We start from the raw sequence: 22,495 nt of genomic DNA, 5'->3' as shown, positions 1-22,495 counted from the left end.
CCAGCTTGGCGCCAAGCCGCCGTACGAGCTCGAGCCCTCCGGCTCCGCCTCCTACGATAACGATCTGAGTTTTCATGGCCTTTCCGAACCGGCCTCCGATTAGGTGGGCTGCAGCTGTCTGGATTGCTGACTCATCATCTCATAGAATGGGCGCGCAGCTTGTTCATCCAGGAGCCGAACACGGCCCCGATGGCGCCCCAGAGCTGCTCCTGCGGCTCCTGTGGGAAGGGCTTGCCGAGTTCCTTCTCGACCAGGCTCTTGTAACGCGGGATCAGGGCCTTCCAGTCCGCGGCGGTCACGTCCGTGTCGAGGCTGTAGCCCTTGCGGTCCTTGTACTCGTCGAGGATCTCCTCGAAATGGTGGTGCTCGAGGCCGAGCACCACGTTGGAATACATCGTGATGAAGCGACGGTAGGAGTCATAGGCGAAGCGCTCGTCGCCGGCGCCCTTGGCCAGTGCCTCGACGGTGACGTCGTTGAGGCCGAGATTGAGCACCGTGTCCATCATGCCGGGCATGGAGGCCCGGGCGCCGGAGCGGACGGAGACGAGAAGCGGATTGGCGGCATCGCCGAAGGTGCAGCCGGTCAGCTTGCCGACATAGGCCAGGGCGTTCGCGACCTGGGTTTTCAGCTCCTGCGGATAGGAGCGGCCATGGTCGTAGTAATAGGTGCAGACTTCCGTCGTGATGGTGAAGCCCGGCGGCACCGGCAGGCCCAGGTTGGACATCTCGGCCAGATTGGCCCCCTTGCCACCGAGCAGGTTCTTCATCCCCGCCTGGCCCTCGGCCTTACCGTCCCCGAAGGTATAGACCCACTGCGTCATCGCTCGGTTTTCCTGCCAGACTGCGAAATTCCAATCATCCACGACGGTTCTCCACGCTATAGGGGTGCTCCGATGAGCCAATCTGGAGCTGGCCACGACCTCTGATGCCCGAACACGGATTCTGATAGGCCTGCTCGACAGCGCGACGTAACAGACCTATGCGCCCTGAAACCGCCACTCATCCTTGTAGCGATCGACTGCGAGATCCGTGTGCGAGACCTCCGGCACCCGACCGGAGATCAGGTCGGCGAGCACGCGGCCGGAGCCACAGGCCATGGTCCAGCCGAGAGTGCCATGACCGGTGTTCGTGTACAGGTTCCGGTATCGGGTCGCGCCCACCACAGGCGTGCCGTCCGGCGTCATCGGCCGCAGGCCGGTCCAGAAGCTGGCCTGCCTGACGTCGCCGCCCTGCGGGAACAGGTCCGTCACCGAGTGCTCGAGCGTCGCCCGCCGCGGCGCCCGCAGGCGCTGGCTGAAGCCGGCCAGCTCCGCCGTGCCGCCGACCCGGATCCGGTTCCCTAAGCGGGTGATCCCGACCTTGAAGGTTTCGTCCATCACGGTCGAGACGGGTGCCGCGTCCGGGTTCGCGATAGGCATGGTCAGGGAATAGCCCTTCACCGGGTAGACCGGCAGGTGGATGCCGAGGGGCTTCACCAGTTGCGGCGTATAGCTGCCCATCGCCGCCACGTAGGTGTCCGCGACAAGCACCTCGCCACCGTTGATCTGCACGCCGGAGATCCGGTCACCTTCCGTGAGCAGCTTCTGGACAGAGGTGCCGTACCGGAACCGGACCCCCAGTTGTTCCGCCATGGCGGCAAGCCGCTGCGTGAACAGGTGGGCATCCCCCGTCTCATCGCCGAGGAGACGCAGGCCGCCGGCGACCTTGTCCCTGACGAGACCCAGGGCCGGTTCGACGCCGACGCATCCTGCGGGATCCAGGATCTCGTAGGGAACGCCGTAGGCATCGAGAACAGCCGTGTCCTCGCCGATCCCGTCGAGCTGCTTTTGTGTGCGGAGGAGCTGGAGCAGCCCCTGCTCCCGATGGTCGTAGGTGATGCCGGTCTCCCGCCGCAGCTCGCGCAGGCAGTCCCGGCTGTACTCGGCCAGGCTCACCATCCGGCTCTTGTTGCGCCGGTACGCCTCCTCGGTGCAGTTGGCCAGCATGTGGGCGAGCCAGCCCCAGAGGCGCAACTCGGTGCGCGGCCAGAGCACCAGCGGCCGATGCCTCATCAGCAGCCACTTCATCGCCTTGATCGGGATCCCTGGGGCGGCCCACGGCGCGGAATAGCCAGGTGAGACCTGGCCCGCATTGGCGAAGCTGGTCTCCATGCCGGCGGCGGGCTGGCGATCCACCACCGTCACCTCATGGCCCTGCCTGGCCAGATAATAGGCGGATGTGACGCCGACAACGCCGCTGCCGAGAACGAGAACGCGCATGGTTCCTGAACCTCAAGAATGGTTGAACTGACAGTGCGAACAGGACCGCCGTGCCTTAAGAGCGGTCAAATCAATGGCTTGGCACTGACCGATCAAATGGAATTCGGCACTCTCCAGAAGCGGTGGACACTCTCAAAAGTCCGCAACCCTGCCCCATGCAGAGGCGCTTAGGCGCTCAGGCCTGTAGGGGCGTGGATCCACGATCGGTGGTTTACCCGTAATCAGATCCGCAATGAGGTGGCCAGCCCCTGGTCCAATGCCGAAGCCATGACCGCTAAATCCGGCGGCCAGAATGAAGCCCGGAATACGCTCAACCTCACCAATGGCAGGAACGCCATCAGGTGTGCTGTCGATATATCCGGCCCATACGTCGGATATCGGCATTTGCCGCATGCTCGGCATGAGATCGCAAGCTCTCGCGTGGGTGAGACGGATCTGCTTCATGTCAGGCTTGGGGTCGAGGATGCGGACCTTCTCCATCGGAGTCACTGCATCCAACCGCCATTTGCGCAGGGTCTCATGCCCCTGACGCCATCCTTCCAGTCCCCCCGGCGCAAGGCTGCGCCACCGCCGAGCGAACATCGGAATGAACTCGCGACTGAAACGGAGTTGCTGCGGTGTCGGGTCGACGCGCGCCCGACCGCTGATCGCGAGGGTATACCCGCCATTGCGGCGCCGGGTCATTGAGACTTCTGCGGTATGCAATGCGTCGGGCAGATCGTTCGCACCTGGTGCGACAGCCATGATCGAGGCTCGTATCGATGCTTGCGGGAACCGGATGCCGAGCTGGTGACAGAAGGATGACGCCCAGGCACCGCCGGCCATGACAGCGATCCGCGTGCGTATGGTGCCCTTCTCCGTGACCACCGCACTGACGCGGCCGGCGCTCACTTCGATGCCCCGTGCGGCGCAGTTCTGATGGATGGTCCCGCCGACCGCCATAATGGCCCGGGCTGTAACGGGAACGGCTCGGGATGGATCGGCCGTCCCATCGCTCGGTGAGAAGACTCCACCCTTCCAGACGCGACCGGTGGCCCGGCCGTGCTCCGTCGCCTCCTGCTGGCTCAGCATATGAGTGGTCACACCGACCGTTTGGGCGAAATCGCGCCATTTCGCCCAACCGGCCAGCTCATTCTCGTTTTGCGACAGATACAGGAGCCCGCAGCGGCGGAAACCGGTGTCCTCGCCCGTTTCCTCGGCCAGCTTCTCCCACAGATCGAGACTTTTCGTTGCGAGAGGCAACTCGCGCGCGTCACGGTTCTGCTGGCGACACCAGCCCCAGTTCCGACTGGACTGTTCCGCACCGACAAGCCCCTTCTCCACCAGCGCAACCTTCACCCCGCGTCGGGCCAAATAGTACGCCGTGAAGACACCAACCACACCACCGCCAATGACAACGACGTCCGCTTCCTGCGGGAGATCGGGTGTAGCTTCGATATGAATGAGCGGCGCTGGCATGGCAGATCTCCCGTCGTTTAGCGGGATCATAGGGGACCGGCCGCAGACCGATACCCCGTATCGGCCCAGCACAATGGAATCTCATGCTGTTCAGACAAGGGATGACAGGCGATTGTTGTAGGGGCTTTTGATCGTAGGCCCCGAGCAACCGATGAGGCGATCGCAAACCCATGACGTGTCATCCACACCGGCTCGTTCAGGCTCAGGAGCTGTAACACAGGCGAAACACGAGCGCCCATCGCCAGGAGATTGCGATCGCAGGCAAAACCGGCATAATTAGCGGATATAGTATCGAAAATGCGCGGATGCCAATGAAGCTCGACCGGATTGATCTGAAGATACTCGCGGAATTGCAGAAGAACGGGCGCATCACCAACGTCGAGCTGGCAGAACTCGTCCATCTTTCACCCAGCCCCTGTCTGATGCGGGTCAAGAAACTTCAAACCGAGGGATACATCGCCGGTTACTCGGCTCAGATTGACGTTTCCAAGCTTGGTCAAACACTGACTGTCTTCACGGAGATCACGCTCAAGAACCATCGTCAAATCGACTTCGCGCGCTTTCTCGCAACCATCGACAAGATCGACGAGGTCATGGAATGTCACCTTGTCTCAGGAGGCTACGATTATCTGATGAAGTTTGTCACGTCCGGCATCGCAGAGTATCAGACGATTATAGAACGGCTGATCGATCTGGATGTCGGCATCGACAAATACTTCAGTTATGTGGTGCTGAAGTCCCCGATCGTCAAAACGCACCTGCCCCTCGACAAGATCTTCGAAGCCTGAACACGGCCGTTCCATTCCTGTCAGCGTCGCGCATAGGCCTGCAGGAGTTCAGGGTCCTGCTCCAGGCTGTCGAGCCAACCTGTGTCGAGCTTCGGCACGGAGGCAAACAACAGGCGGGAATAGGGGTGACTGGCCTCGCCGCCCATGACATCCGGATTCAATTGCTCGATCTTTTCACCGGCATACATCACCGCCACTTCGTCGCAAATCGCCCTGACCGTCGAAAGATCATGACTGATGAACAGATACGACAGGGAGAGTTCGCGCTGAAGCTCCTTGAGGAGTTCAATGATGGCGGCCCCGACGACGGTATCCAGCGCCGAGGTGATCTCGTCGCAAAGGATGAGCTTGGCGTCAGCCGCCAAGGCGCGTGCCAGATTGATACGTTGTTTCTGTCCACCTGACAGCTCGCCCGGCTGCCGGTGGCGCAAGGCGCGTGGCAAGCGAACCATGTCGAGCAGGTGATCGACCCGGGCCTCGAGCTGCTTGCCGCCCATCCCATGATAAAAAATCAGTGGCCGGGCCAGGATATCGGCAATCGATTTCGCCGGATTGAGTGCGGTGTCGGCCGATTGAAAGACGATCTGGATTTCGCGTAACTCATGGCGGCTGCGTTTACGCAGATCCGGATCAAGCGGCTTGCCCTCGAACAGGATCTGGCCTTGCGCAGCCGGCAAAATCCCGGCGATCACGCGCGCCAGGGTTGATTTTCCGCACCCCGACTCGCCGATGATGCCGAGATTCTTTCCACGAGGAAGCTCGAAGCTGACCTTGTTGACCACCCGCAGCGATGGCATTCCGGCCTTATCGATCTTGCCATACCCGGCCACAATGTCCTTGACGACGAGAAGCGGCGCCTCGGGCTCGATGCGCCCGCCAGCAATCGGGACGCGCGAGGCCGGCTCGAAGGCGTCAAGCAACTCTCGCGTGTAGGGATGTTGCGGACGCTGCACAATATCCGTGGTCTGACCGACCTCCTGGATTTCTCCGTTCTTCAAAACGATGATGCGGTCGGCAATCTGCGCGACGACCGCGAGGTCGTGCGAGACATAGACGCCGGCTATTGCATCCCTCTTCATCACCGATTTGAACGCACGAAGGACCTCGACTTGCGTCGTCACGTCGAGGGCTGTTGTTGGCTCGTCGAAGATCACAAGCTTCGGATCACCAATCAGAGCCATCGCCGCTGAAAGGCGTTGCAGCTGACCGCCGGATACCTGATGCGGGTAGCGGTCGCCAATCGTATCGGGATCAGGCAAGGCCAGTGCCCGAAAGAGCTCAATGGCCTTCGTGCGCGCTTGCTCGACCGGCATCAAATGGTGAATCTTCGTCACCTCGATCACTTGATCCATGATCTTGTGCGCAGGGTTGAACGAGGCAGCCGCGCTCTGCGGAATATAGGATACTTCGGTACCCCGCTTGCTCGCGCGTTTGCCCTCGGGCAAGGCGGAAATCTCCTGTCCAGCCAGCTTGACGCTGCCCTCGACAATGCGACATCCCGAGCGGGTATACCCCATCAGGGTCAGTGCGATTGTTGTCTTGCCGGAGCCACTTTCACCAATGAGAGCGACAATCTCTCCGTCGGCAATATCGAACGAAACGTTGCGGATGATTTCGACTGTACGGCCGGAATCCGTCTTTGCATTGACCCGCAGGTTGCGGACTTCGACGAGATTGCTCATGGCTCGCTCCGGTCGCGTATCTTCTGAGGCAGATTGTCGATCAGCAAATTGACGCTGATGGTTAGACTGGCGATCGCGATTGATGGAAAGATCACGGCCGGTGCTGCGAACGATAGCCCGCCGATATTCTCCTTCACCAAGGCACCCCAGTCGGCGAACGGTGGCTGCACGCCGAGACCCAGAAAGGACATGCTCGACAGCAAAAGCACGATGAACACGAACCGCAGTCCAAAATCGGCCAGAACTGGTCCAATGATGCCGGGCAGGATTTCGGAGCGGATCAAATAACCCAGTCCCTCGCCCCGGGCGCGGGCGACCGTCACATAGTCCATTGTATTGATATTCACAGCCAGCGCACGCGCGAAGCGGTAGCAGCCTGGTGTGTAGATGACGGCCAAAGTCACGATGAGGATCGGGATCGACGAGCCAACGGCAGCCACGATGACGAGCGCCAGGATCTTGCTCGGGATGGATGTGAGGGCATCGAGCGTCCGGCTCAGCACAGTATCGAACCATCCGCCGATCACCGCGGCTGTCATTCCCAGTGTGACGCCGCACAAACAGGCCAGGCAAACGGCAGCGAGCGAGATGCCGACCGTATAGCGCGCGCCGAGCAGGATGCGCGAGAGCATGTCACGGCCAAGATAATCCGTCCCCAACGGAAATTCGGCGGTCATCGGGCCGAAGAAGTCGAAGTCGACGATATCTCCGACCGGATGCGGGGCGATGAATGGCGCGAAGATGGCAACGAGAATCCATGCGACAATAATGAGAAACGATATCACGCCGACAAGGGAAAACCGGTATCCGAAGCGGGGCAGCCTGGTTTTCTGCGGAAGGGAAAGGGACATGGTCATTGAAGCCTCGGATTTGAGACGATGGCAACGAGGTCGGCAATGGTGATCAGAAGCAGGTACGCGAGGCAGAAGATCATCGCGCAGCTCTGGATCAGCGGAAGGTCACGGGTCGAAACCGCGTCGAGCATGAGCTTCGCAATACCGGGATAGTTGAAGATCGTTTCGACAATGATCACCCCACCCAGCAGATACGACAGGGACAGGGCCACCGCATTGACGATTGGGCCGAGCGCGTTCGGCAGCGCGTGGCGGAGAACCATGCGCCGGCGCGACGCGCCCTTCAGAAGGGCCATTTCAACATAGGGCGTGTTGAGTGTTTCGAGCACGGCGGCGCGACTCATACGGATCATTTGCGCGGAAACGACGAAGCTCAGCGTAATCACCGGCATCGCGAAGGCCTTCAGCAGGCTACCGATCGACGTCACCTCATTGGCCATGGACAGCGCTGGCAGCCAGCCGAGATAGACCGCAAAAACGATGACGGCGATCGTTGCAACCATGAACTCAGGCACGGAAATCACCGAGATCGTGAAGATCGAGACGAGCCGATCATAGAGTGTCCCTCGCTTGATGGCGGCGGTGATACCAAGGGCCAGCGCAATGGGAACCGAGATCACGGCCGTCACACCGGCCAGCTTCAACGAGTTGACGAGTCGTCCGCCAATAAGGTCGGCAATTGGCATCTTGTTGACGTAGGATACGCCGAAATCGCCGGTGAGTAACTCGCCGAGCCAGTAGATAAAGCGCAGGAAAGCCGGCTGATCGAGGTGCATGGCCGTGCGCAGTCCGGCCACGGCTTCGGGCGTTGCGGCTTGGCCGAGGAGAATTTCCGCAACATCCCCTGGCAGCATCTCGGTCGCAAAGAAGATCGTGAATGCGACGAAGAGCAGCGTCAAGAATGCAATGACTACGCGTTTTGCGGCGAGTCTAAGTATGAGTGAGTTCATAGGACGACACCCGCTGATGATGATAATGCCTCGGCTCGGACGCGCAGACTTCATTCTACGCGTCCAAGTCAGATCACCAAGTCAGATCAACCGATCCTTAGGCCTCGAGCCACGCATGTTCCGCGAAAGTGTAGCCCATCATGCCGCCAAGCGGGTTGGGGGTGAGTCCCTTCAGCTTGGGCGAAATAGCATCGACAGTCGACATGAAGACAGGAATGACCGTGCCTGCCCCATTGGAGATCATGGCCTGCATTTCGCCATAGATTTGCTTGCGCTTGGCCTCGTCGAGGAGTCCACGTGCTTCAAGCAGCATGCTGTCAAACTTCTCCGACTTGTAGCCAGTCTCGTTCCAAGCTGCATCGGACTTGTAGAGCAGCGAGAAAAGGATATCGGGTGTCGGACGGGCGTTGATGTTGCCGAAATGGACGGCATCCTTGAGCCAGTGATTGGACCAGTAGCCGTCGGAGGGGACGCGGTTGATCGCCACCTTGAGGCCGATCTTGGAGGCCGCCTGCTGCACCACCACCGCATAATCTGGCGAGGAGTTTGCCGCCTCGGCGGCCGTGATCCGGATCTCTTGGCCGAGCACACCGGCCTTTGCGAAGAGAGACTTCGCCCGTTCCGGATCAAACTCGCGCTGCTTCAGTTCGGCATTGTGATACTTGTTCCAATCCGGGATCGGATGATCATTGGCGATCTCGGCCAGTCCGCGCAGGACCGATTTCTTGATCACGTCGCGGTTGATGAGGTATTTGAAGCCTTCCGCAACCCCCTGCTTGTCGCCGGGTGCCATGTCCAGGCGAACATTCAGGTTGGTGTAGCTACCGAGTTTCGAGATGAACAGGTTAGCCGCCGGGTTGTTCTCGAGCACGCGCAGAGAGCGTGGGTTGAGGTTGGCGGCGAGTTGGATGTCGCCGGAGAGCAGCGCGTTCATGCGTGCCGTCTCGTCCCCGATTGCGAAGAACTCAAACCCTTCGAGGTTCGCCTTCCGGTCCTTCCAGTAATTCTCGTTGCGCGCCGCGATCGAGCGCACCCCTGGCTGGAACTCCTTCAAAATGAATGGTCCGGTGCCGTTCCCCTTTGAAAAGTCTGTCGTACCGTCGGCAACGATCATGAAGTGGTGTAGCGCGAGGATTGTTGGAAGATCGGCATTCGGTGCTTGAAGCGTGATCTCAGCCGTCTGAGCGTCGATGGCCTTCACTTGGACGATCTGCTTCGCGAGCGCGTTGACCTTCGAGCCGACGGCTGGATCCAGGTGTCGGTTGAGCGAAAACACGACGTCGGCTGAGGTTAGGCTCTTTCCGTCGTGGAAGGTTACACCCTTGCGCAGCTTGACGACCCAAACCTTTGCGTCGTTGCTTTCGATGCTTTCGGCCAACTCCATCGTCGTCTCGCCGGCACCGTTGAGGAACGTGAGACGGTTGTACAAGGCAGAACAACGAACATAGTCGGTCGCGTTCGATGCTTTCGCCGGGTCGAGCGTATCAGCGGTTGAAGCAGAGAAGCCTGCCGCCTTGATGAAGCCGCCCTTCACAGGTTCAGCGGCAACTGCCGCCGTCGCACGCCCGAGGATGGTGGCGCCGGTGGTTGCCGCGACCCCGCCCATGAACATCATCTGCAGGAGTTCCCGGCGGCTTGCACCGCGACGGATAGCGCTCTCGACCATCGCATCGTCGGAAGAAGTCCAGTTGGCAATCTTGTCCATAGCAGTTCCCTTTTTTATCTAGTGGCTGACTTCTGGTTATTCTTGTTGGCCTCCTCGGCGTAAGCTTAGAAATCTCAGGCTGACCCAGCTCCGCTACCGATAAGGGTTAGTTTGGCGGCTATTGCTCGCCGATTGCGCTGAATCTTGGATAGCTCGCGGCACAAAATTGCGAATATGACGCCTCGGCAACATTTATGCCGCGAGGTTGCCGGCTTCCAACCCGCTCATCGGACCATTGCTGCACGGACATCCGGATCTTCCAGTGTCTGATCGAGCGTCATCCGGGTGCAATCGATAATCCTGTCGATGTCCTCTTCCGTGCAGCAGAGTGGCGGTGCGTAACCCAGCACTCCGTTGGCAAAGGCCCGGATGATGAGCCCTTTCTCCCATGCTCTGTCGAAGATCCGGCGTGCGGGATCTGCCGCTGCCGGCAGCGGCGTCTTGCGTTGCTTGTCGGTAACGAGTTCGACGGCCGCTAACATGCCGCGCCCCCGGACATCGCCGACCAGCGGGTGGTCCGCGAGGGACTGCAGACCGGCCATCAGCCGCTTGCCAGCCCGCACGCCGTTCTCCAGCAAGCCATCCTCGTAGAGCCGCAGACATTCCAGTCCGACTGCAGCACTGACGGGGTGGGCCGAGTAGGTGTAACCGTGGCCAACCGCGGTCATACCGGCGCCGTCAGCAATGGTGTTGTAGACCCGATCGGACATGAAGACAGCGCCGAGTGGCACATAACCGGAGGTCAGCCCCTTGGCCGTGGTCATGAGATCAGGCACGACCTCGTCCTCCGAACAAGCGAACAGTGGGCCCGTTCGCCCGAAGCCCGTGATCACCTCGTCTGCCACGAACAGAATATCGAGCTCCCGACATACGTCGCGCATGGCCTTCATCCAGCCCTTCGGCGGCACCAGAACGCCACCAGACCCCTGGATTGGCTCGACATAGAAGGCGGCCACGCGCTCAGGGCTCAATTCCTCCACCTTGGCACGCAACGCCGCCACGGAAGCATCGATGATGGCCTGCGGCTCCGAGCCGGCCGGATTGCGGTAGGCATAGTGAGACGGAATTTTATGCTGCCAATCAAACGGGACTCCAAAACCTGCGTGGAACGCCGGCAGTGCTGTCAAGCCAGAACCGGCCGTCGAGGACCCATGGTAGCCCTGCTCGACCGAGATGAACTGGTCTTTCTGGGGCGTGCCCTTGGCGTGGTAGTAGTAGCGGATAAAGCGGATGGTGCTGTCGACGGCGTCCGATCCACCAAGGGTGAAGTAGATGTGGTTGAGGTCGCCTGGCGCACGCTCAGCAAGCTCGGCTGCCAAGCGGATCGCCGGTTCGGAGCCCAGTCCGAAGTACCCGGTGGCATAGGGGAGCTCACGAAGCTGGCGGGTTGCGGCTTCCACGATGCTGTCTTGGCCGTACCCGGCATTGACGCACCACAGGCCCGCGAAACCATCCACCAAGGTGTGCCCAGTGGAATCCGTCACCGACGCCCCCCTGCCGGATTTCAGGACGCGCACGCCTCTTTTCTCATGCCCGCGATAGGAGGCAACGGGATGGATCAGGTGGGCACGATCAAGCTCGATCAGCGAATTGCTCAGCATGTTAGTCTCCAATTTAACCCAGCGCCTGGTTGACCAGCGCATATGTGCGGTATGGTGCTTCGGCTCGCTCCATCTTAGGGCCGCGTCGCATTGGGATGCCGCCGCCGGCATGGGCAAGGCCACGCTCGGCGAGCCAGGGACCAAGCCCAGTGGATAGTTCCGTGTCGAGGCGGACGAAGTCCCCTTCATGATGCGCGAGCATGAACTGGATAAGGTCTTTGGCCTGCTGGCTGCTCGACGCAACGACCGGTCCGATAACGAGACCACGGCCGAAGGTGCGCACTCCCGCGAATGCCTTGACCTCCCCCCTTTCCCGGATGACTGCGAACTGGGCCGCGTGCCGAAGGATGCTCATGAGCTTGCTGCGATCGAGGTCGCTGGCAGCGCGATCGAGTGAGCAAATTTTCTCATAGTCATTGTCCCGCGCCCAGGACACGGTCGCCGGGGCCTCGACCTTCAGGGCTTGCCCCTGATGCTGGATGATTTCGCCAACCGCAACGAAACCGAGTTTCTCATAAAGTGGCAGACCCTCTTTTGTCGCCACGAGCCGGCAGGTGCGTGCGCCCGCCTTGTCCAGCGCAGCATCCATCAGCTTCCGGCCAAGTCCGCGCCCGCGCATGGCTGCGTCCACAATCACCATGTTGATCGTAGCGGCATCGGAGCCGAAAGGCGTCATCATGGTCGTCGCGACAACACGGCCATCGTGCAGCGCCACGATGCCCTCGCTAACCGACAACACCAATTCCCAATCCTCGCGGCGATGGGGCCAGCCGGCCTCGCGTGACAGCAGGACGGCTCCATCGAGATGTTCTGTCTCCATCGCTTCCAGAGAGATCTGTTCCGCAGTCATTCCGTTTTCCGCATCGGGTTTCGTGTCACCTTATGAATAGACCAGGCTCTGAAGCAGCTCCTCCTGACTCCAGGGCCTGAGCGATGCGTTTGCGCTTTCTGTGGCCCCCACTTCCGCATCTTATGCCGCTCACCCGGCACTGCGGCCGGACACCGTGGGCCTTTGCCACTGTCGGCGACCCTAGTTTGGAAAACTCTCTGCCGCACCCCTCATTCAATACGGAACATTCTGCTTTTCCTCGCAGCAAATGCGGTGATTAGTCCATGAAGACGATCGCTATGATGCGTGGCAGGTCGGCACGCGGTGCCGGCGTGATTGCAAGGATTGACCCCATGAGCCAGTTTCGGCCGAAATACATCACCTTCGACTGCTACGGCACACTGACCAACTTCGACATGGCCGGCGCGGCAAAGAGAGTCTATGGCTCGCGGCTGTCCCCCGCTGCGATGGCACAGTTCATCAAGGATTTCGCGGCCTACCGGCTGGACGAGGTGCTTGGGGCCTGGAAGCCCTACGTCGAGGTCGTGCACAATTCGGTAGAGCGCACCTGCAAGCGAAATGGCGTTGCATTTCGACCGGAGGATGCCCAGCGCATTTATGAAGAGGTGCCGACATGGGGTCCGCACCCGGATGTCCCGGCGGGTTTGGCCAAGGTTGCCAAGGAGATTCCACTGGTGATCCTGTCGAACTCCATGAACAGCCTGATCATGTCGAACGTGGAGAAGCTTGGTGCACCCTTCCACATGGTCATCACGGCGGAGGAAGCGGGTGCCTACAAGCCGCTGATGAAGGGGTTCGAGTATATGCTCGACAAGCTCGGCTGCGGACCCGAAGACATCACCCACGTTTCCTCCTCCTTCCGCTATGACCTGATGACGGCCTATGACATGGGTATAAAGAGCAAGGTCTGGGTGAACCGCGGCCACGAGCCTGCAAACCCCTTCTATGAGTACACGGAGATCAAGGACATCTCGGGCCTGGCTGGTGCAGTGGGTCTGTAATCAGGAACAAGCAAGATGCAGTTCAAGTCTTACTGGCACGACACCACGCCACCCTTCACCATGGCGTCTCATGGCCCGGTTGCCGGACGATATGACGTTGCCGTCATCGGCGGAGGTTTCACGGGTCTGTCCGCGGCCCTGCACCTCGCCAAGGCTGGCGTGCGTGTCGTCGTGCTGGAGGGCGGAACGGTTGGCTCCGGCGCGTCCGGGCGAAACGGCGGCCATCTCAACAACGGCATCGCCCACAGCTACCTGGCCGCCAAAGCCCATCTCGGGGCCGACCGCGCGAAGGCGCTCTACCGCGCCTTTGACGATTCGATCGAGTCGATCGAACGCATCGTCAGGGAAGAGACGATTGACTGCGCCTTTCGTCGTTCCGGCAAGCTGAAACTGGCGTCAAAGCCTTCGCATATGGATGCACTGGCCCGCAACTTCGAGGTTCTTCACCAGGAGGTGGATCCGGACACGGCGTTGTTGCGCCGCGAGGATCTTGCCGCCGAGGTCGGATCGGACGTGTTCCATGGTGGGATGCTCTCTCGAAAGAGCGCCATGATGCATATGGGTCGGTATGTCACGGGCCTTGCCACGGCAGCCACCCGTCACGGTGCCACCATTTACGAGAATGCGCTTGTTACACAGCGCCGTCACAGTGGTAGTCTAACTGAACTTGAAACCCCGCACGGAACCGTTACGGCCGATACGGTCGTGTTGGCGACCGGGGCATACACGACAAAGAACTTCCCGTATTTTCGCCGCCGGATCATCCCCGTCGGGAGCTTCATCATTGCCACAAGGCCGCTCAGCGAGAGTGAAATCGCCGCGACCATGCCGGGCAACCGGACCTACGTAACGTCGATGAATATCGGCAACTACTTCCGTTTGGCCCCGGACCGGCGCATGATCTTCGGAGGCCGGGCGCGCTTTTCTGCCACTTCGGACCAAAGATCCGATGCCAAGAGTGGTGAGATCCTGCGCGCCAGCCTTGCAAAGCTCTTCCCGCATCTGGCCCGGGTGGAGATTGATTACTGCTGGGGTGGTCTTGTTGACATGACACAGGATCGGTTCCCGCGCGCCGGCTTCGCCGATGGCGTGTGGTTTGCCATGGGCTATTCGGGCCACGGCGCGCAGCTGTCGACACAAATGGGCATAGTGCTGGCCGACGCGATTATGGGCAAAGGCGATCGCAATCCGCTCAATGGCCTCGAATGGCCGACCATCGCCGGGTACTCGGGCAAGCCATGGTTCCTGCCAATGGTTGGCCTGTACTATAAGATGCTCGACAGGATCCAGTAAGTGTGGCCTGACGGTGAGAGCAATTGAGAAAGGCGGCTTGTGCCGCCTTTCTCATATTTGGTGTGCGGTGGGCATTCACACGCCCTGCCAGAGATGATCCTCCGGCGTGCCGCGCCGGCTTAGTTCAGCCCTCCCACATGCAGGGTTTTTACCTCGAGATACTCTTCGATTCCAAGTTGCGAGCCTTCACGCCCGATGCCCGACTGCTTGACGCCACCGAACGGTGCCACCTCTGTGGAGATGGCACCGGTATTCAACCCGACCATTCCGAACTCCAGTGCCTCGGCCACCCGCCATGAACGGCTGAGGTTCTGCGTATAGAAGTAAGCTGCGAGGCCAAACGGCGTGCCATTGGCGATCCCAATTGCCTCTTCTTCCGTCTCAAAACGAAAGAGCGGCGCGACTGGTCCAAAGGTTTCTTCCGATGCAAGCAGCATCTCGGTGGTTGCACCACCCAGTACCAGAGGTCTTGCATATTGCTGGCCAGCTGGAACAAAGTTACTCTCCGAGAGGATGTGTGCCCCCTTTGCCAATGCATCATCGACATGCCGCTCAATCTTTTCGATGGCTGCTGCGTTGATCATCGGGCCGATCGCCACACCGTCTTCAGTGCCGGCTCCAACCTTCATTTGTGCCACGCGGTTAGCCAGCCTCTCGGCAAAAGCATCATAGATGCCAGACTGGACCAGGATGCGATTGGCGCAGACGCAGGTCTGACCGCCATTGCGAAACTTCGACGAGATGGCACCTTCTACCGCGAGATCGACATCGGCATCGTCGAACACGATGAACGGGGCATTCCCGCCCAACTCGAGGCTCAACCGTTTGATACCATCGGCCGCGCCGCGCATCAGGAGCGCGCCGACACGCGTCGACCCGGTGAAGGAGATCTTCCGCACGGTTTCGTTGCCGATCAGCTCACCACCAATCTCGGTGGGCATGCCTGTGACGATGTTGATGACGCCTGCCGGGATCCCGGCCCGCTCGGCCAGAACGCCGAGAGCAAGTGCCGAGTAGGGCGTAAATTCGGACGGCTTGATCACCACCGTGCAGCCGGCCGCGAGCGCAGGGGCGACTTTACGGGTGATCATTGCATTGGGAAAGTTCCAAGGGGTAATGATTCCGCACACGCCGACGGCCTCCTTCAGAACCAGGATCCGCCGGTCCGGGGTTGGCGACGGAATGGTGCTCCCGCCGATACGGCGTGCCTCTTCAGCGAACCATTTGACGAAGCCGGCGCCATATCGAATCTCGCCGCGCGCCTCGGCAAGGGGCTTGCCCTGCTCGAGGGTCAGAATGAGAGCGAGATCGTCTTCATGCTTGAGCATGAGCGCGTGCCAGGCCTCAAGGAGCGCTGCCCGTTCTGCATGCGTCTTCTTCTTCCAAACCTTGAAAGCACGTGATGCCATCTCGATCGCGTCACGGGTTTCAGCCGCGCCCATGTCGGGAACCGTCCCGAGCACCAATTGTGTCGCTGGGTTGATTACATCGACGGTTTTGCCAGATTTTGCATCGCGCCACTCTTCACCAATCAAGCCGCGCTGGCGAAACAGCTCTGTATCCCTTAACTGCATGTCAGGTTTCCTTTTCGCTTAAACCAATGTTGCCAGAACAGCGTCTGTGATTGCCCCTGTCCTGTCTTTGCCGGGCACGGTGCCAACGCCCTTGGCAGTACTCGCTTCGATCGCGCCCATCACATCCCTCGACGCATCCGCCTCGCCGAGATGCTCCAGCATCATCGCGCCTGACCAAATGGCAGCGATGGGGTTGGCAATGTTGAGATGGGCGATGTCGGGAGCGGATCCGTGCACCGGCTCGAACATCGAAGGCGCGGTGCGATCCGGGTTGATGTTGGCTGATGCGGCAAAGCCCAGTCCGCCTTGGATCGCGGCGCCGAGATCCGTCAGGATGTCACCGAAGAGGTTGGACGCAACCACGACGTCCAGCGATTCCGGCGCCATCACCATGCGAGCCGCCATGGCATCAATGTGGTAATGCGACACCTCAATGTCTGGGTACTCGCGCGCAACGTCCCGTGTCACCTCGTCCCAAAACACCATGGAGTACTTCTGGGCATTCGACTTGGTCACTGAGGCCAGTTTGCCGCGCCGGGCCCTCGCTTGGTTGAACCCGAAGCGAACGATGCGCTCCACGCCCTTGCGGGTAAAAACCGCTGTCTCGACTGCCACCTCGTCCGAAGTGCCCGAATGCACCCGTCCGCCAGCTCCGGAATACTCCCCTTCGGTGTTCTCGCGAATGCACAAGATGTCGAAGCTCTGCGCACGCAGGGGACCGGTAATCCCTGGCAGCAGCCGGTGCGGGCGAATGTTGGCGTATTGGATAAATGCCTTGCGGATCGGCAGGAGGAGACCGTGCAGCGACACCGAGTCGGGCACCTCTGCCGGCCAGCCCACCGCGCCGAGATAGATCGCATCGAAGGCACGCAGCGTCTCGATTCCATCCTCCGGCATCATGGCACCGGTTTGCCTATAGTGCTCGCAGGACCAAGGAAATGTCGTACCCTCGAGGTTGAAACTGTGCTTGCTGGCCGCGGCCTGCAGTACGGCCCAGGCGGCTGCGGTGACATCCTTGCCGATACCGTCGCCTGGGATCAGCGCTATGGAATAGGTCTTCATGGCTTGCCTTCTCAGAGGTCGATGAGCACGCTTTTCGATTTGCGGTTGGCGAGATAGGCCTCCCGCCCGAGGTCCTTGCCAATACCTGAGCTCTTGTACCCACCGGTGGGCAGGATGTGGTCCCGTGACCGGCCGTATCGATTGACCCACACGGTCCCCGCTTGCAGAGCTTTGGTGACGCGTAACGCGCGGGAGAGATCGCGGGTGAACAGACCTGCTGCGAGCCCATAGGTTGGGTGATCCGCGAGCGCGAGTGCTTCCTCCTCGCTGCGGAAGGTCTGCATTGTCAACACCGGACCAAAGATCTCCTCGGTGACTGCCGGTGATGACGAACTGACGCCGGACAGCAAGGTCGGCTCGTAGAAGTAGCCAGGCCGTTCCATGATCCGCCCGCCGACGATGCACTCGGCCCCTTCCGCTACGCTTTTGCGCACGATCGCATCAATCCGATCGAGCTGACGCCGGGAGATAATCGGCGAGTACTGCGTCTCCGCGTCCCAGGTCACGCCGGGTCTAATACCGGCCATGTGACGGGCAAGCGCCGCACTCAGCTGTTCGGCTATCTCTTCGGAGACGATCAGACGCGAACCGGCAACGCACGCCTGCCCCGCATTGGCGAGAATGCCACGCGCGATCGCCGATGCGGCAAGGTTCAGGTCTGCATCGGCAAACACGACTTGAGGGCTTTTGCCCCCTAGCTCCAGCGTCATCGGCTTGATGCCGGTCCGCGCGATGTTCTGCATGATGGCCGCGCCTGCTACCGTTGAACCGGTAAAGCTGACCTTCGAGACGTCAGGGTGCCCAGTGATAGCATTGCCGGTCGTTTGGCCGTCTCCGAGGACGATGTTGATAAGCCCGCTTGGAATGCCCGCCCTGACTGCCAACTCGGCCATATAGAGGGTGGAGAACGGCGTCATCTCGGATGGCTTCAGCACCACGGCGTTCCCGGCGGCAAGCGCGGGACCCAGTTTCCAGCCGGCCATTGAGATCGGAAAGTTCCAGGGCGTGATCGCACCGATGACACCGTATGGCTCCGTCAGGGTCATGCCAAAGGCGGAGGCCGAAGTCGGGACGACGTCGCTGCCCTCCTTGTCGGCGAATTCGGCGAAGAAGCGGATCTGCTCAGCTGTGACGGCGATGTCGCCTTCGATCAGCTGGGCGATCGGCCGTGTCGAAGACACGGCCTCCAGACGGGCCAGCGTCACCGCCTCCTCTTCCATCAAGTCCGCCCAGCGTTGCAGTGCCTTGACGCGCTCGCGCGGGCGCGCATCACCCCAGCCACTGGTCTTCAGGGCCCGTTTGGCAGTCTGCACAGCCCGGTCGACAAGCTCCGCGTCCGCGACAGGGCATTCGCCATAGGCGCGGCCATCCGAGGGCCGGCGCATTTCCGGCCCACCGTCACCAACCGCCGCGACCGGCTCGCCATCGATGAAATGATGGAAACGAAACGCGAGCGTTTCGGGATCGAAGCTCAACGACATAAGGCACCTCGCACTGCTGTTCGATTGGAGACTAGCGTCGTGTGTGCCGCATTTTCCGTCGACGTCTGCACCTTGGGCAGCGCAGAATCGTGCCGAAAAGCTGTCTTGCGGTGAATTGTTTGGGAGACTGGCGGGCGCGGCTGCGCACCCGCCCGCTCCTGGATCACTCGTAGACGCAGACGTAGATCTTGCGGACTGTCTCGATGGTCCTCCAGACGCCGACGAAGCCGGGTTTCATCACAAAGCTATCCCCGGCGCGGTAGGTTTTGGTCTCACCGTCCTTTTCTTCGATTTCGACAAGGCCCGAGATGAGGTGACAGAACTCGTACGTCGTGCCCTTGATCGAGTGCGTTTCGCCGGGGGTTGCCTCCCATACGCCGGTCAGGACTTTATCCTGACGAGAGGCGTCCTGCGCCCAAGTCTTGAACGATGGATTGCCGGAAATCAGCCGTTCCGGTGCCGGCAGTGCTTCCTTCGGCGCGAAGTCCGGGTTGGTATCGATGGTGACGAGAAGCGACATACTTTTCTCCTTGCTTCAGTAACCGCGTGTCCGATCGACGAGGCCGATCAGCTCCTGGCCGGCACGATGGCGCCGGATGTTTTCAACGACCGATCGCGCCGCCGTGTGAGGCTGGGTCACGCTGGCGATATGCGGGGTCAGCATCACTTTCGGATGGCCCCAAAGCGGGTGCCCCTGCGGCAGCGGCTCCGGATCGGTTACATCGAGCACTGCACCCGAGAGCTTTCCGGTATCCAGCGCGTCGCGAAGCGCCTGTTGATCGAGCTGCGGGCCGCGGCCGACATGCACAAGTCCTGCGCCCTGCGGCAGGTGCTCGAACAGGCGAGCATTCAGGATTCCACGCGTTTCGTCGGTGAGCGGTAGAAGGCAGACCAGAATGTCGGTCTGCGCTAAGAAATCCGGCAATTGGCTGGTGCCATGGAAGCATTGCACCCCAGGCAAGTCGCGCGCGGTCCGGCTCCAACCCGCTAAGGGGAACTGAAACGGCGCCAGCCGTTCGATCGCCGCTTGCGCGAGCATGCCGAGGCCAAGGAAACCGAGCCGCCGCTCGGGCGCCTGGGGAACAGGGCGCGCTCGCCACTCCTGCGCCCTCTGCTGTTCGCGGTATGCCGGCATATCCCGATGCAGGGAAAGGACGCCGAGTGTCACATATTCCTGCATCATGCGGGCAATGCCCTCTTCCACCATCCGCACGAGTTTCACACTCTCAGGCACGCTGCCGGGCCGGAACTGGTCCACGCCTGCTCCGAGAGAAAACAGAACCTCGAGATTGCGGTATCGTTCAATTTCTTCCGGTGCTGTCCATGTCAGGAGATAGCGAACCCGCTCCGGGAGGACAGAGTCTCCCCTCTGCACGAACTCAATATCGGGCAGCTCTCGAGCGAACATCTCCCGGAAGACAGCGCCGCGCTCAGGATCTGAATTAAATAGGAAAACCATTGTGCCAGCCTATTGTTTGGAGGTCACGCTGCGAGCCGCGCACCCAAAGCCTCCATCATCTGCTGGCAGGCATGCAGTTCACCCAGTGCGATGTATTCGTCAGGACGGTGAGCGCGGTTGATATCACCGGGGCCGCAGATGATCGCCTCGATGCCCGCCTGCTGGTAAAGGCCAGCTTCGGTGCCAAAGCTGACTGCTGCGAGGGTCACTTTGCCCGTCAGCTCCGCCATCAGATCTGCAAGAGGACTATCCGCGGCTAACGAAAGGGCTGGATAGGCTGAGAGCTCATGCCAGATCGTCCTGAAATCTTCAGCCTGCAGCGCTTCGAGGTCCGCCTTCACTGGCTCAAGCAGCGACAGAGGCGATATGCCGGACACGGCACGCACCTCGATGTCGGCTGTGCATCGGTCGGGTATGATGTTGACTGCTTGTCCACCGGCGATAACACCGACTTGCAAGGTTGAGTATGGCGGCTCGAAATTCTGGTCGAACGGTCCCCTTGCAAGCAGCTCACCATAAGATACGGCCCTGGTGACGATGCCTGCCATGGCATGCACAGCATTCAGTCCAAGATGGGGTTGGGAGGAGTGCCCGGACCTGCCGATCACCTCCAGGCGTACTGCTGCTTTTCCCTTGTGCGCCCGCACGGCCTGCATCTGGCTGGGCTCTCCGATAATAGCGCCAAGGGGCTTCTGGCATAGATGAGGGAGCGCCGCGATGAGATGTGGAACCCCGCGGCAACCGGCCTCTTCGTCATACGAAAAGGCGAGATGAATGGGTCGATCGAGATTGCTGGCGGCAAGTTTCGGAAGTGCAGCAAGTGCGCAGGCAAGGAACCCCTTCATATCGGTGGTGCCGCGACCGTAGCGCTTATCCCCCTCGGACCGCAACGTGAAGGGGTCGGAGCTCCATTCCGCTTCACCGGCAGGCACCACATCCATATGGCCGGACAAGATATAGCCTGCCTTGTCGCGTGGACCGACAGTGGCAAACAGGTTGCACCGGTCCCCCTCCGGGCCAGGCAGAACCTCGACGCTCGCGCCGTGCGCTCTGCAGTAGTCAGCGATCCAGGCAACGATCGCCCCATTGGGCGAACCCACGACAGAGGGGAAGGCGACTAATTTTGCCAGAAGGTCTTCTACCATCATGCAGTTACCAAACGTATCAGTATGGAATCTTTGCCATTGGGCGACGGTAGTTCTCTGGCAGTGCTGTTTTCTGCCGGATTATGGTCAGGCACGGATGAAAATTTCGAATGCGGGGGCATATCAAGCCGAAACTACTGCAATCCCCGTGCGATGCTGTGATCAAACGTTAATGGCCGAGCGACAATGCCGGAAGCGGCTTAATTGCAGAATTTCCGGCAGTACGGAGCGTCGGCGATGTAATGCGATGCCAGGGAGGCGCTATAACACTAATGCGAAATCACTTACGCGTCGAATCCTTCGAACTCAGCTCAAGCGATATTGCATCTGTCGATGTAAAGATGCTGCGCGTCGGCTGACCGCATCGTCCCGAGGATTGGGACATGCTTCGACACGTAAGTGAGGGATTTGCTGTAATGGATGGGATCGGTCGTGTTTTTGGCACGGCGATGTGGTTTTCCCATGGAACGGATTTCGCGACGGTCGGCATGGTGATCACCTCACATCGCCTGCAGGCTCAGGGCAATGGCCGCTGGTTGATGGATCAAGTTCTCGACCGATGCGGGAGTCGTAATCTCATCCTCAACGCGACGCGTGCGGCCTACCCTCTTTACGTTGATCTTGATTTTGTGCCAAAGGCAACCGCCTATCAATGCCAGTGAGGTTGCAACGAGATCTCTCACCCTGGGATCCATGAATTGTGAACTAAGGACAATTTCGGAGGCTGATTTCGACGCGTTGATCGCGCTTAATGCACCTGCCTTCGGCACGGATCGAACGAGGCGTCTACATATTCTCGCGGGCGAGTCCAGGGCCTACGGTAGCCGGCGTGACGGAGCTTTAGTGACCTATGCTTTCTGTCGCAGATTCGGGCGCGGACAGGTTATCGGCCCGATTGTGGCTAGCAACGACGATGATGCCATCCGGCTTGTCTTGGCGCATCTAACAGAATTATCAGGGCAATTTGCGCGTGTTGATACACGCGGCGCATGCCGAAAGGAGCCGACATGTCCGAGCTGTTCTCTCTGCAGAAAGACAAGATCCGCGTCCTCCTGCTCGAGGGGGTGAACGACAGTGCCGTCGAGCTGATCAGGGGTGCCGGCTATACGAACCTGACCTATCTCAAGACGGCTCTCGACGAGGATCAGCTGATCGAAGCACTGCAGGGCGTTCATCTCCTGGGCATCCGCTCCCGGACGCAGCTGACCGGCAAGGTTCTGGAAGCCGCGAACAGGCTGATCGCCGTCGGCTGCTTCAGCGTCGGCACGAACCAAGTCGACCTGGAAGCCGCCCGGCATGCAGGCATTCCGGTCTTCAACGCCCCCTTCTCCAAT

19 protein-coding genes and 2 pseudogenes are annotated in these 22,495 nt (G+C 60.4%); 6 read left to right on the top strand and 15 right to left on the bottom strand.

Going from position 1 to position 22,495, the window contains the following annotated elements:
• Nucleotides 1–161: 161 nt before the first annotated feature.
• The 3 genes and pseudogenes from ACS5Q1_RS36435 to ACS5Q1_RS36425 form a co-directional block, all read right to left on the bottom strand.
• A pseudogene (locus tag ACS5Q1_RS36435) lies at nucleotides 162–821 on the bottom strand (PEP/pyruvate-binding domain-containing protein); the annotation flags it as partial.
• Between the two features lie 156 nt (nucleotides 822–977).
• Nucleotides 978–2,258, bottom strand: a complete 1,281-nt coding sequence (locus ACS5Q1_RS36430; RefSeq protein ID WP_473102815.1) for a D-amino acid dehydrogenase — start codon at nucleotides 2,256–2,258, stop codon at nucleotides 978–980.
• Between the two features lie 132 nt (nucleotides 2,259–2,390).
• Nucleotides 2,391–3,716, bottom strand: coding sequence for an NAD(P)/FAD-dependent oxidoreductase (locus tag ACS5Q1_RS36425; protein ID WP_473102814.1), 1,326 nt, complete (start codon nucleotides 3,714–3,716; stop codon nucleotides 2,391–2,393).
• 311 nt (nucleotides 3,717–4,027) lie between these two features.
• On the opposite strand from ACS5Q1_RS36425, the gene ACS5Q1_RS36420 reads away from it, so the two are divergent.
• Nucleotides 4,028–4,504: an Lrp/AsnC family transcriptional regulator gene (locus ACS5Q1_RS36420; protein WP_473102813.1), complete on the top strand. Its 477-nt coding sequence runs from the start codon at nucleotides 4,028–4,030 to the stop codon at nucleotides 4,502–4,504.
• A gap of 20 nt (nucleotides 4,505–4,524) precedes the next feature.
• On the opposite strand, the gene ACS5Q1_RS36415 is transcribed toward ACS5Q1_RS36420, so the two are convergent.
• The 6 genes from ACS5Q1_RS36415 to ACS5Q1_RS36390 form a co-directional block, all read right to left on the bottom strand.
• Complete coding sequence (locus tag ACS5Q1_RS36415; RefSeq protein ID WP_473102812.1) at nucleotides 4,525–6,186, bottom strand: ABC transporter ATP-binding protein; 1,662 nt, start codon at nucleotides 6,184–6,186, stop codon at nucleotides 4,525–4,527.
• Nucleotides 6,183–7,043: an ABC transporter permease gene (locus tag ACS5Q1_RS36410; RefSeq protein WP_473102811.1), complete on the bottom strand. Its 861-nt coding sequence runs from the start codon at nucleotides 7,041–7,043 to the stop codon at nucleotides 6,183–6,185. The genes ACS5Q1_RS36415 and ACS5Q1_RS36410 overlap by 4 nt, the downstream gene beginning before the upstream one ends.
• Nucleotides 7,040–7,990 (bottom strand): ABC transporter permease, encoded by a 951-nt coding sequence (locus ACS5Q1_RS36405; RefSeq protein ID WP_473102810.1) that lies wholly within the window; start codon nucleotides 7,988–7,990, stop codon nucleotides 7,040–7,042. Before ACS5Q1_RS36405 ends, ACS5Q1_RS36410 begins: the two co-directional genes overlap by 4 nt.
• 97 nt (nucleotides 7,991–8,087) lie before the next feature.
• The gene (locus ACS5Q1_RS36400; RefSeq protein ID WP_473102809.1) at nucleotides 8,088–9,695 is read right to left on the bottom strand and encodes an ABC transporter substrate-binding protein; all 1,608 of its coding nucleotides are present in this window, start codon (nucleotides 9,693–9,695) and stop codon (nucleotides 8,088–8,090) included.
• Nucleotides 9,696–9,919: 224 nt separating this feature from the next.
• Nucleotides 9,920–11,296 (bottom strand): aminotransferase class III-fold pyridoxal phosphate-dependent enzyme, encoded by a 1,377-nt coding sequence (locus ACS5Q1_RS36395; RefSeq protein WP_473102808.1) that lies wholly within the window; start codon nucleotides 11,294–11,296, stop codon nucleotides 9,920–9,922.
• Nucleotides 11,297–11,309: 13 nt separating this feature from the next.
• Entirely contained in the window at nucleotides 11,310–12,146 is an 837-nt protein-coding gene (locus ACS5Q1_RS36390) for a GNAT family N-acetyltransferase (protein WP_473102807.1), read from the bottom strand.
• Nucleotides 12,147–12,478: 332 nt separating this feature from the next.
• Here ACS5Q1_RS36390 and ACS5Q1_RS36385 point away from each other — a divergent pair, with 332 nt between their 5' ends.
• Together ACS5Q1_RS36385 and ACS5Q1_RS36380 are read left to right on the top strand one after the other, a co-directional pair.
• Nucleotides 12,479–13,147, top strand: coding sequence for a haloacid dehalogenase type II (locus ACS5Q1_RS36385; protein ID WP_473102806.1), 669 nt, complete (start codon nucleotides 12,479–12,481; stop codon nucleotides 13,145–13,147).
• Between the two features lie 15 nt (nucleotides 13,148–13,162).
• Entirely contained in the window at nucleotides 13,163–14,440 is a 1,278-nt protein-coding gene (locus ACS5Q1_RS36380) for an NAD(P)/FAD-dependent oxidoreductase (protein ID WP_473102805.1), read from the top strand.
• A gap of 119 nt (nucleotides 14,441–14,559) precedes the next feature.
• Here the strand turns inward: ACS5Q1_RS36380 and ACS5Q1_RS36375 are convergent, their stop codons facing one another.
• The 6 genes from ACS5Q1_RS36375 to argE all read right to left on the bottom strand — a co-directional run bounded on the left by ACS5Q1_RS36375 (nucleotide 14,560) and on the right by argE (nucleotide 21,164).
• Nucleotides 14,560–16,014, bottom strand: coding sequence for an NAD-dependent succinate-semialdehyde dehydrogenase (locus ACS5Q1_RS36375; RefSeq protein ID WP_473102804.1), 1,455 nt, complete (start codon nucleotides 16,012–16,014; stop codon nucleotides 14,560–14,562).
• 18 nt (nucleotides 16,015–16,032) lie between these two features.
• The gene (locus ACS5Q1_RS36370) at nucleotides 16,033–17,076 is read right to left on the bottom strand and encodes a tartrate dehydrogenase (protein ID WP_473102803.1); all 1,044 of its coding nucleotides are present in this window, start codon (nucleotides 17,074–17,076) and stop codon (nucleotides 16,033–16,035) included.
• 11 nt (nucleotides 17,077–17,087) lie between these two features.
• Nucleotides 17,088–18,557, bottom strand: a complete 1,470-nt coding sequence (locus ACS5Q1_RS36365) for an aldehyde dehydrogenase family protein (RefSeq protein ID WP_473102802.1) — start codon at nucleotides 18,555–18,557, stop codon at nucleotides 17,088–17,090.
• Between the two features lie 163 nt (nucleotides 18,558–18,720).
• Nucleotides 18,721–19,077 (bottom strand): cupin domain-containing protein, encoded by a 357-nt coding sequence (locus ACS5Q1_RS36360; protein ID WP_036365137.1) that lies wholly within the window; start codon nucleotides 19,075–19,077, stop codon nucleotides 18,721–18,723.
• A 15-nt stretch (nucleotides 19,078–19,092) separates the two neighbouring features.
• Nucleotides 19,093–20,016, bottom strand: coding sequence for a 2-hydroxyacid dehydrogenase (locus tag ACS5Q1_RS36355; protein ID WP_473102801.1), 924 nt, complete (start codon nucleotides 20,014–20,016; stop codon nucleotides 19,093–19,095).
• A gap of 23 nt (nucleotides 20,017–20,039) precedes the next feature.
• Nucleotides 20,040–21,164: an acetylornithine deacetylase gene (gene argE / locus ACS5Q1_RS36350; RefSeq protein WP_473102800.1), complete on the bottom strand. Its 1,125-nt coding sequence runs from the start codon at nucleotides 21,162–21,164 to the stop codon at nucleotides 20,040–20,042.
• A gap of 380 nt (nucleotides 21,165–21,544) precedes the next feature.
• Between argE and ACS5Q1_RS36345 the strand changes: the two genes are divergently transcribed.
• The 3 genes and pseudogenes from ACS5Q1_RS36345 to ACS5Q1_RS36335 all read left to right on the top strand — a co-directional run.
• Complete coding sequence (locus ACS5Q1_RS36345; RefSeq protein WP_473102799.1) at nucleotides 21,545–21,823, top strand: GNAT family N-acetyltransferase; 279 nt, start codon at nucleotides 21,545–21,547, stop codon at nucleotides 21,821–21,823.
• A gap of 31 nt (nucleotides 21,824–21,854) precedes the next feature.
• Nucleotides 21,855–22,229 carry a GNAT family N-acetyltransferase gene (locus tag ACS5Q1_RS36340; protein ID WP_473102798.1) on the top strand — a complete coding sequence of 125 codons (375 nt, stop codon included), beginning with the start codon at nucleotides 21,855–21,857 and terminating at the stop codon, nucleotides 22,227–22,229.
• Nucleotides 22,169–22,495: pseudogene (locus ACS5Q1_RS36335) on the top strand (phosphoglycerate dehydrogenase); the annotation flags it as partial. The gene ACS5Q1_RS36340 and the pseudogene ACS5Q1_RS36335, both read left to right, overlap by 61 nt.

It is taken from the genome of Microvirga sp. GN3, assembly GCF_055792825.1.
Note: the sequence above shows the minus strand (reverse complement) of the source record. Positions and strands in the feature narration are given on the sequence as shown.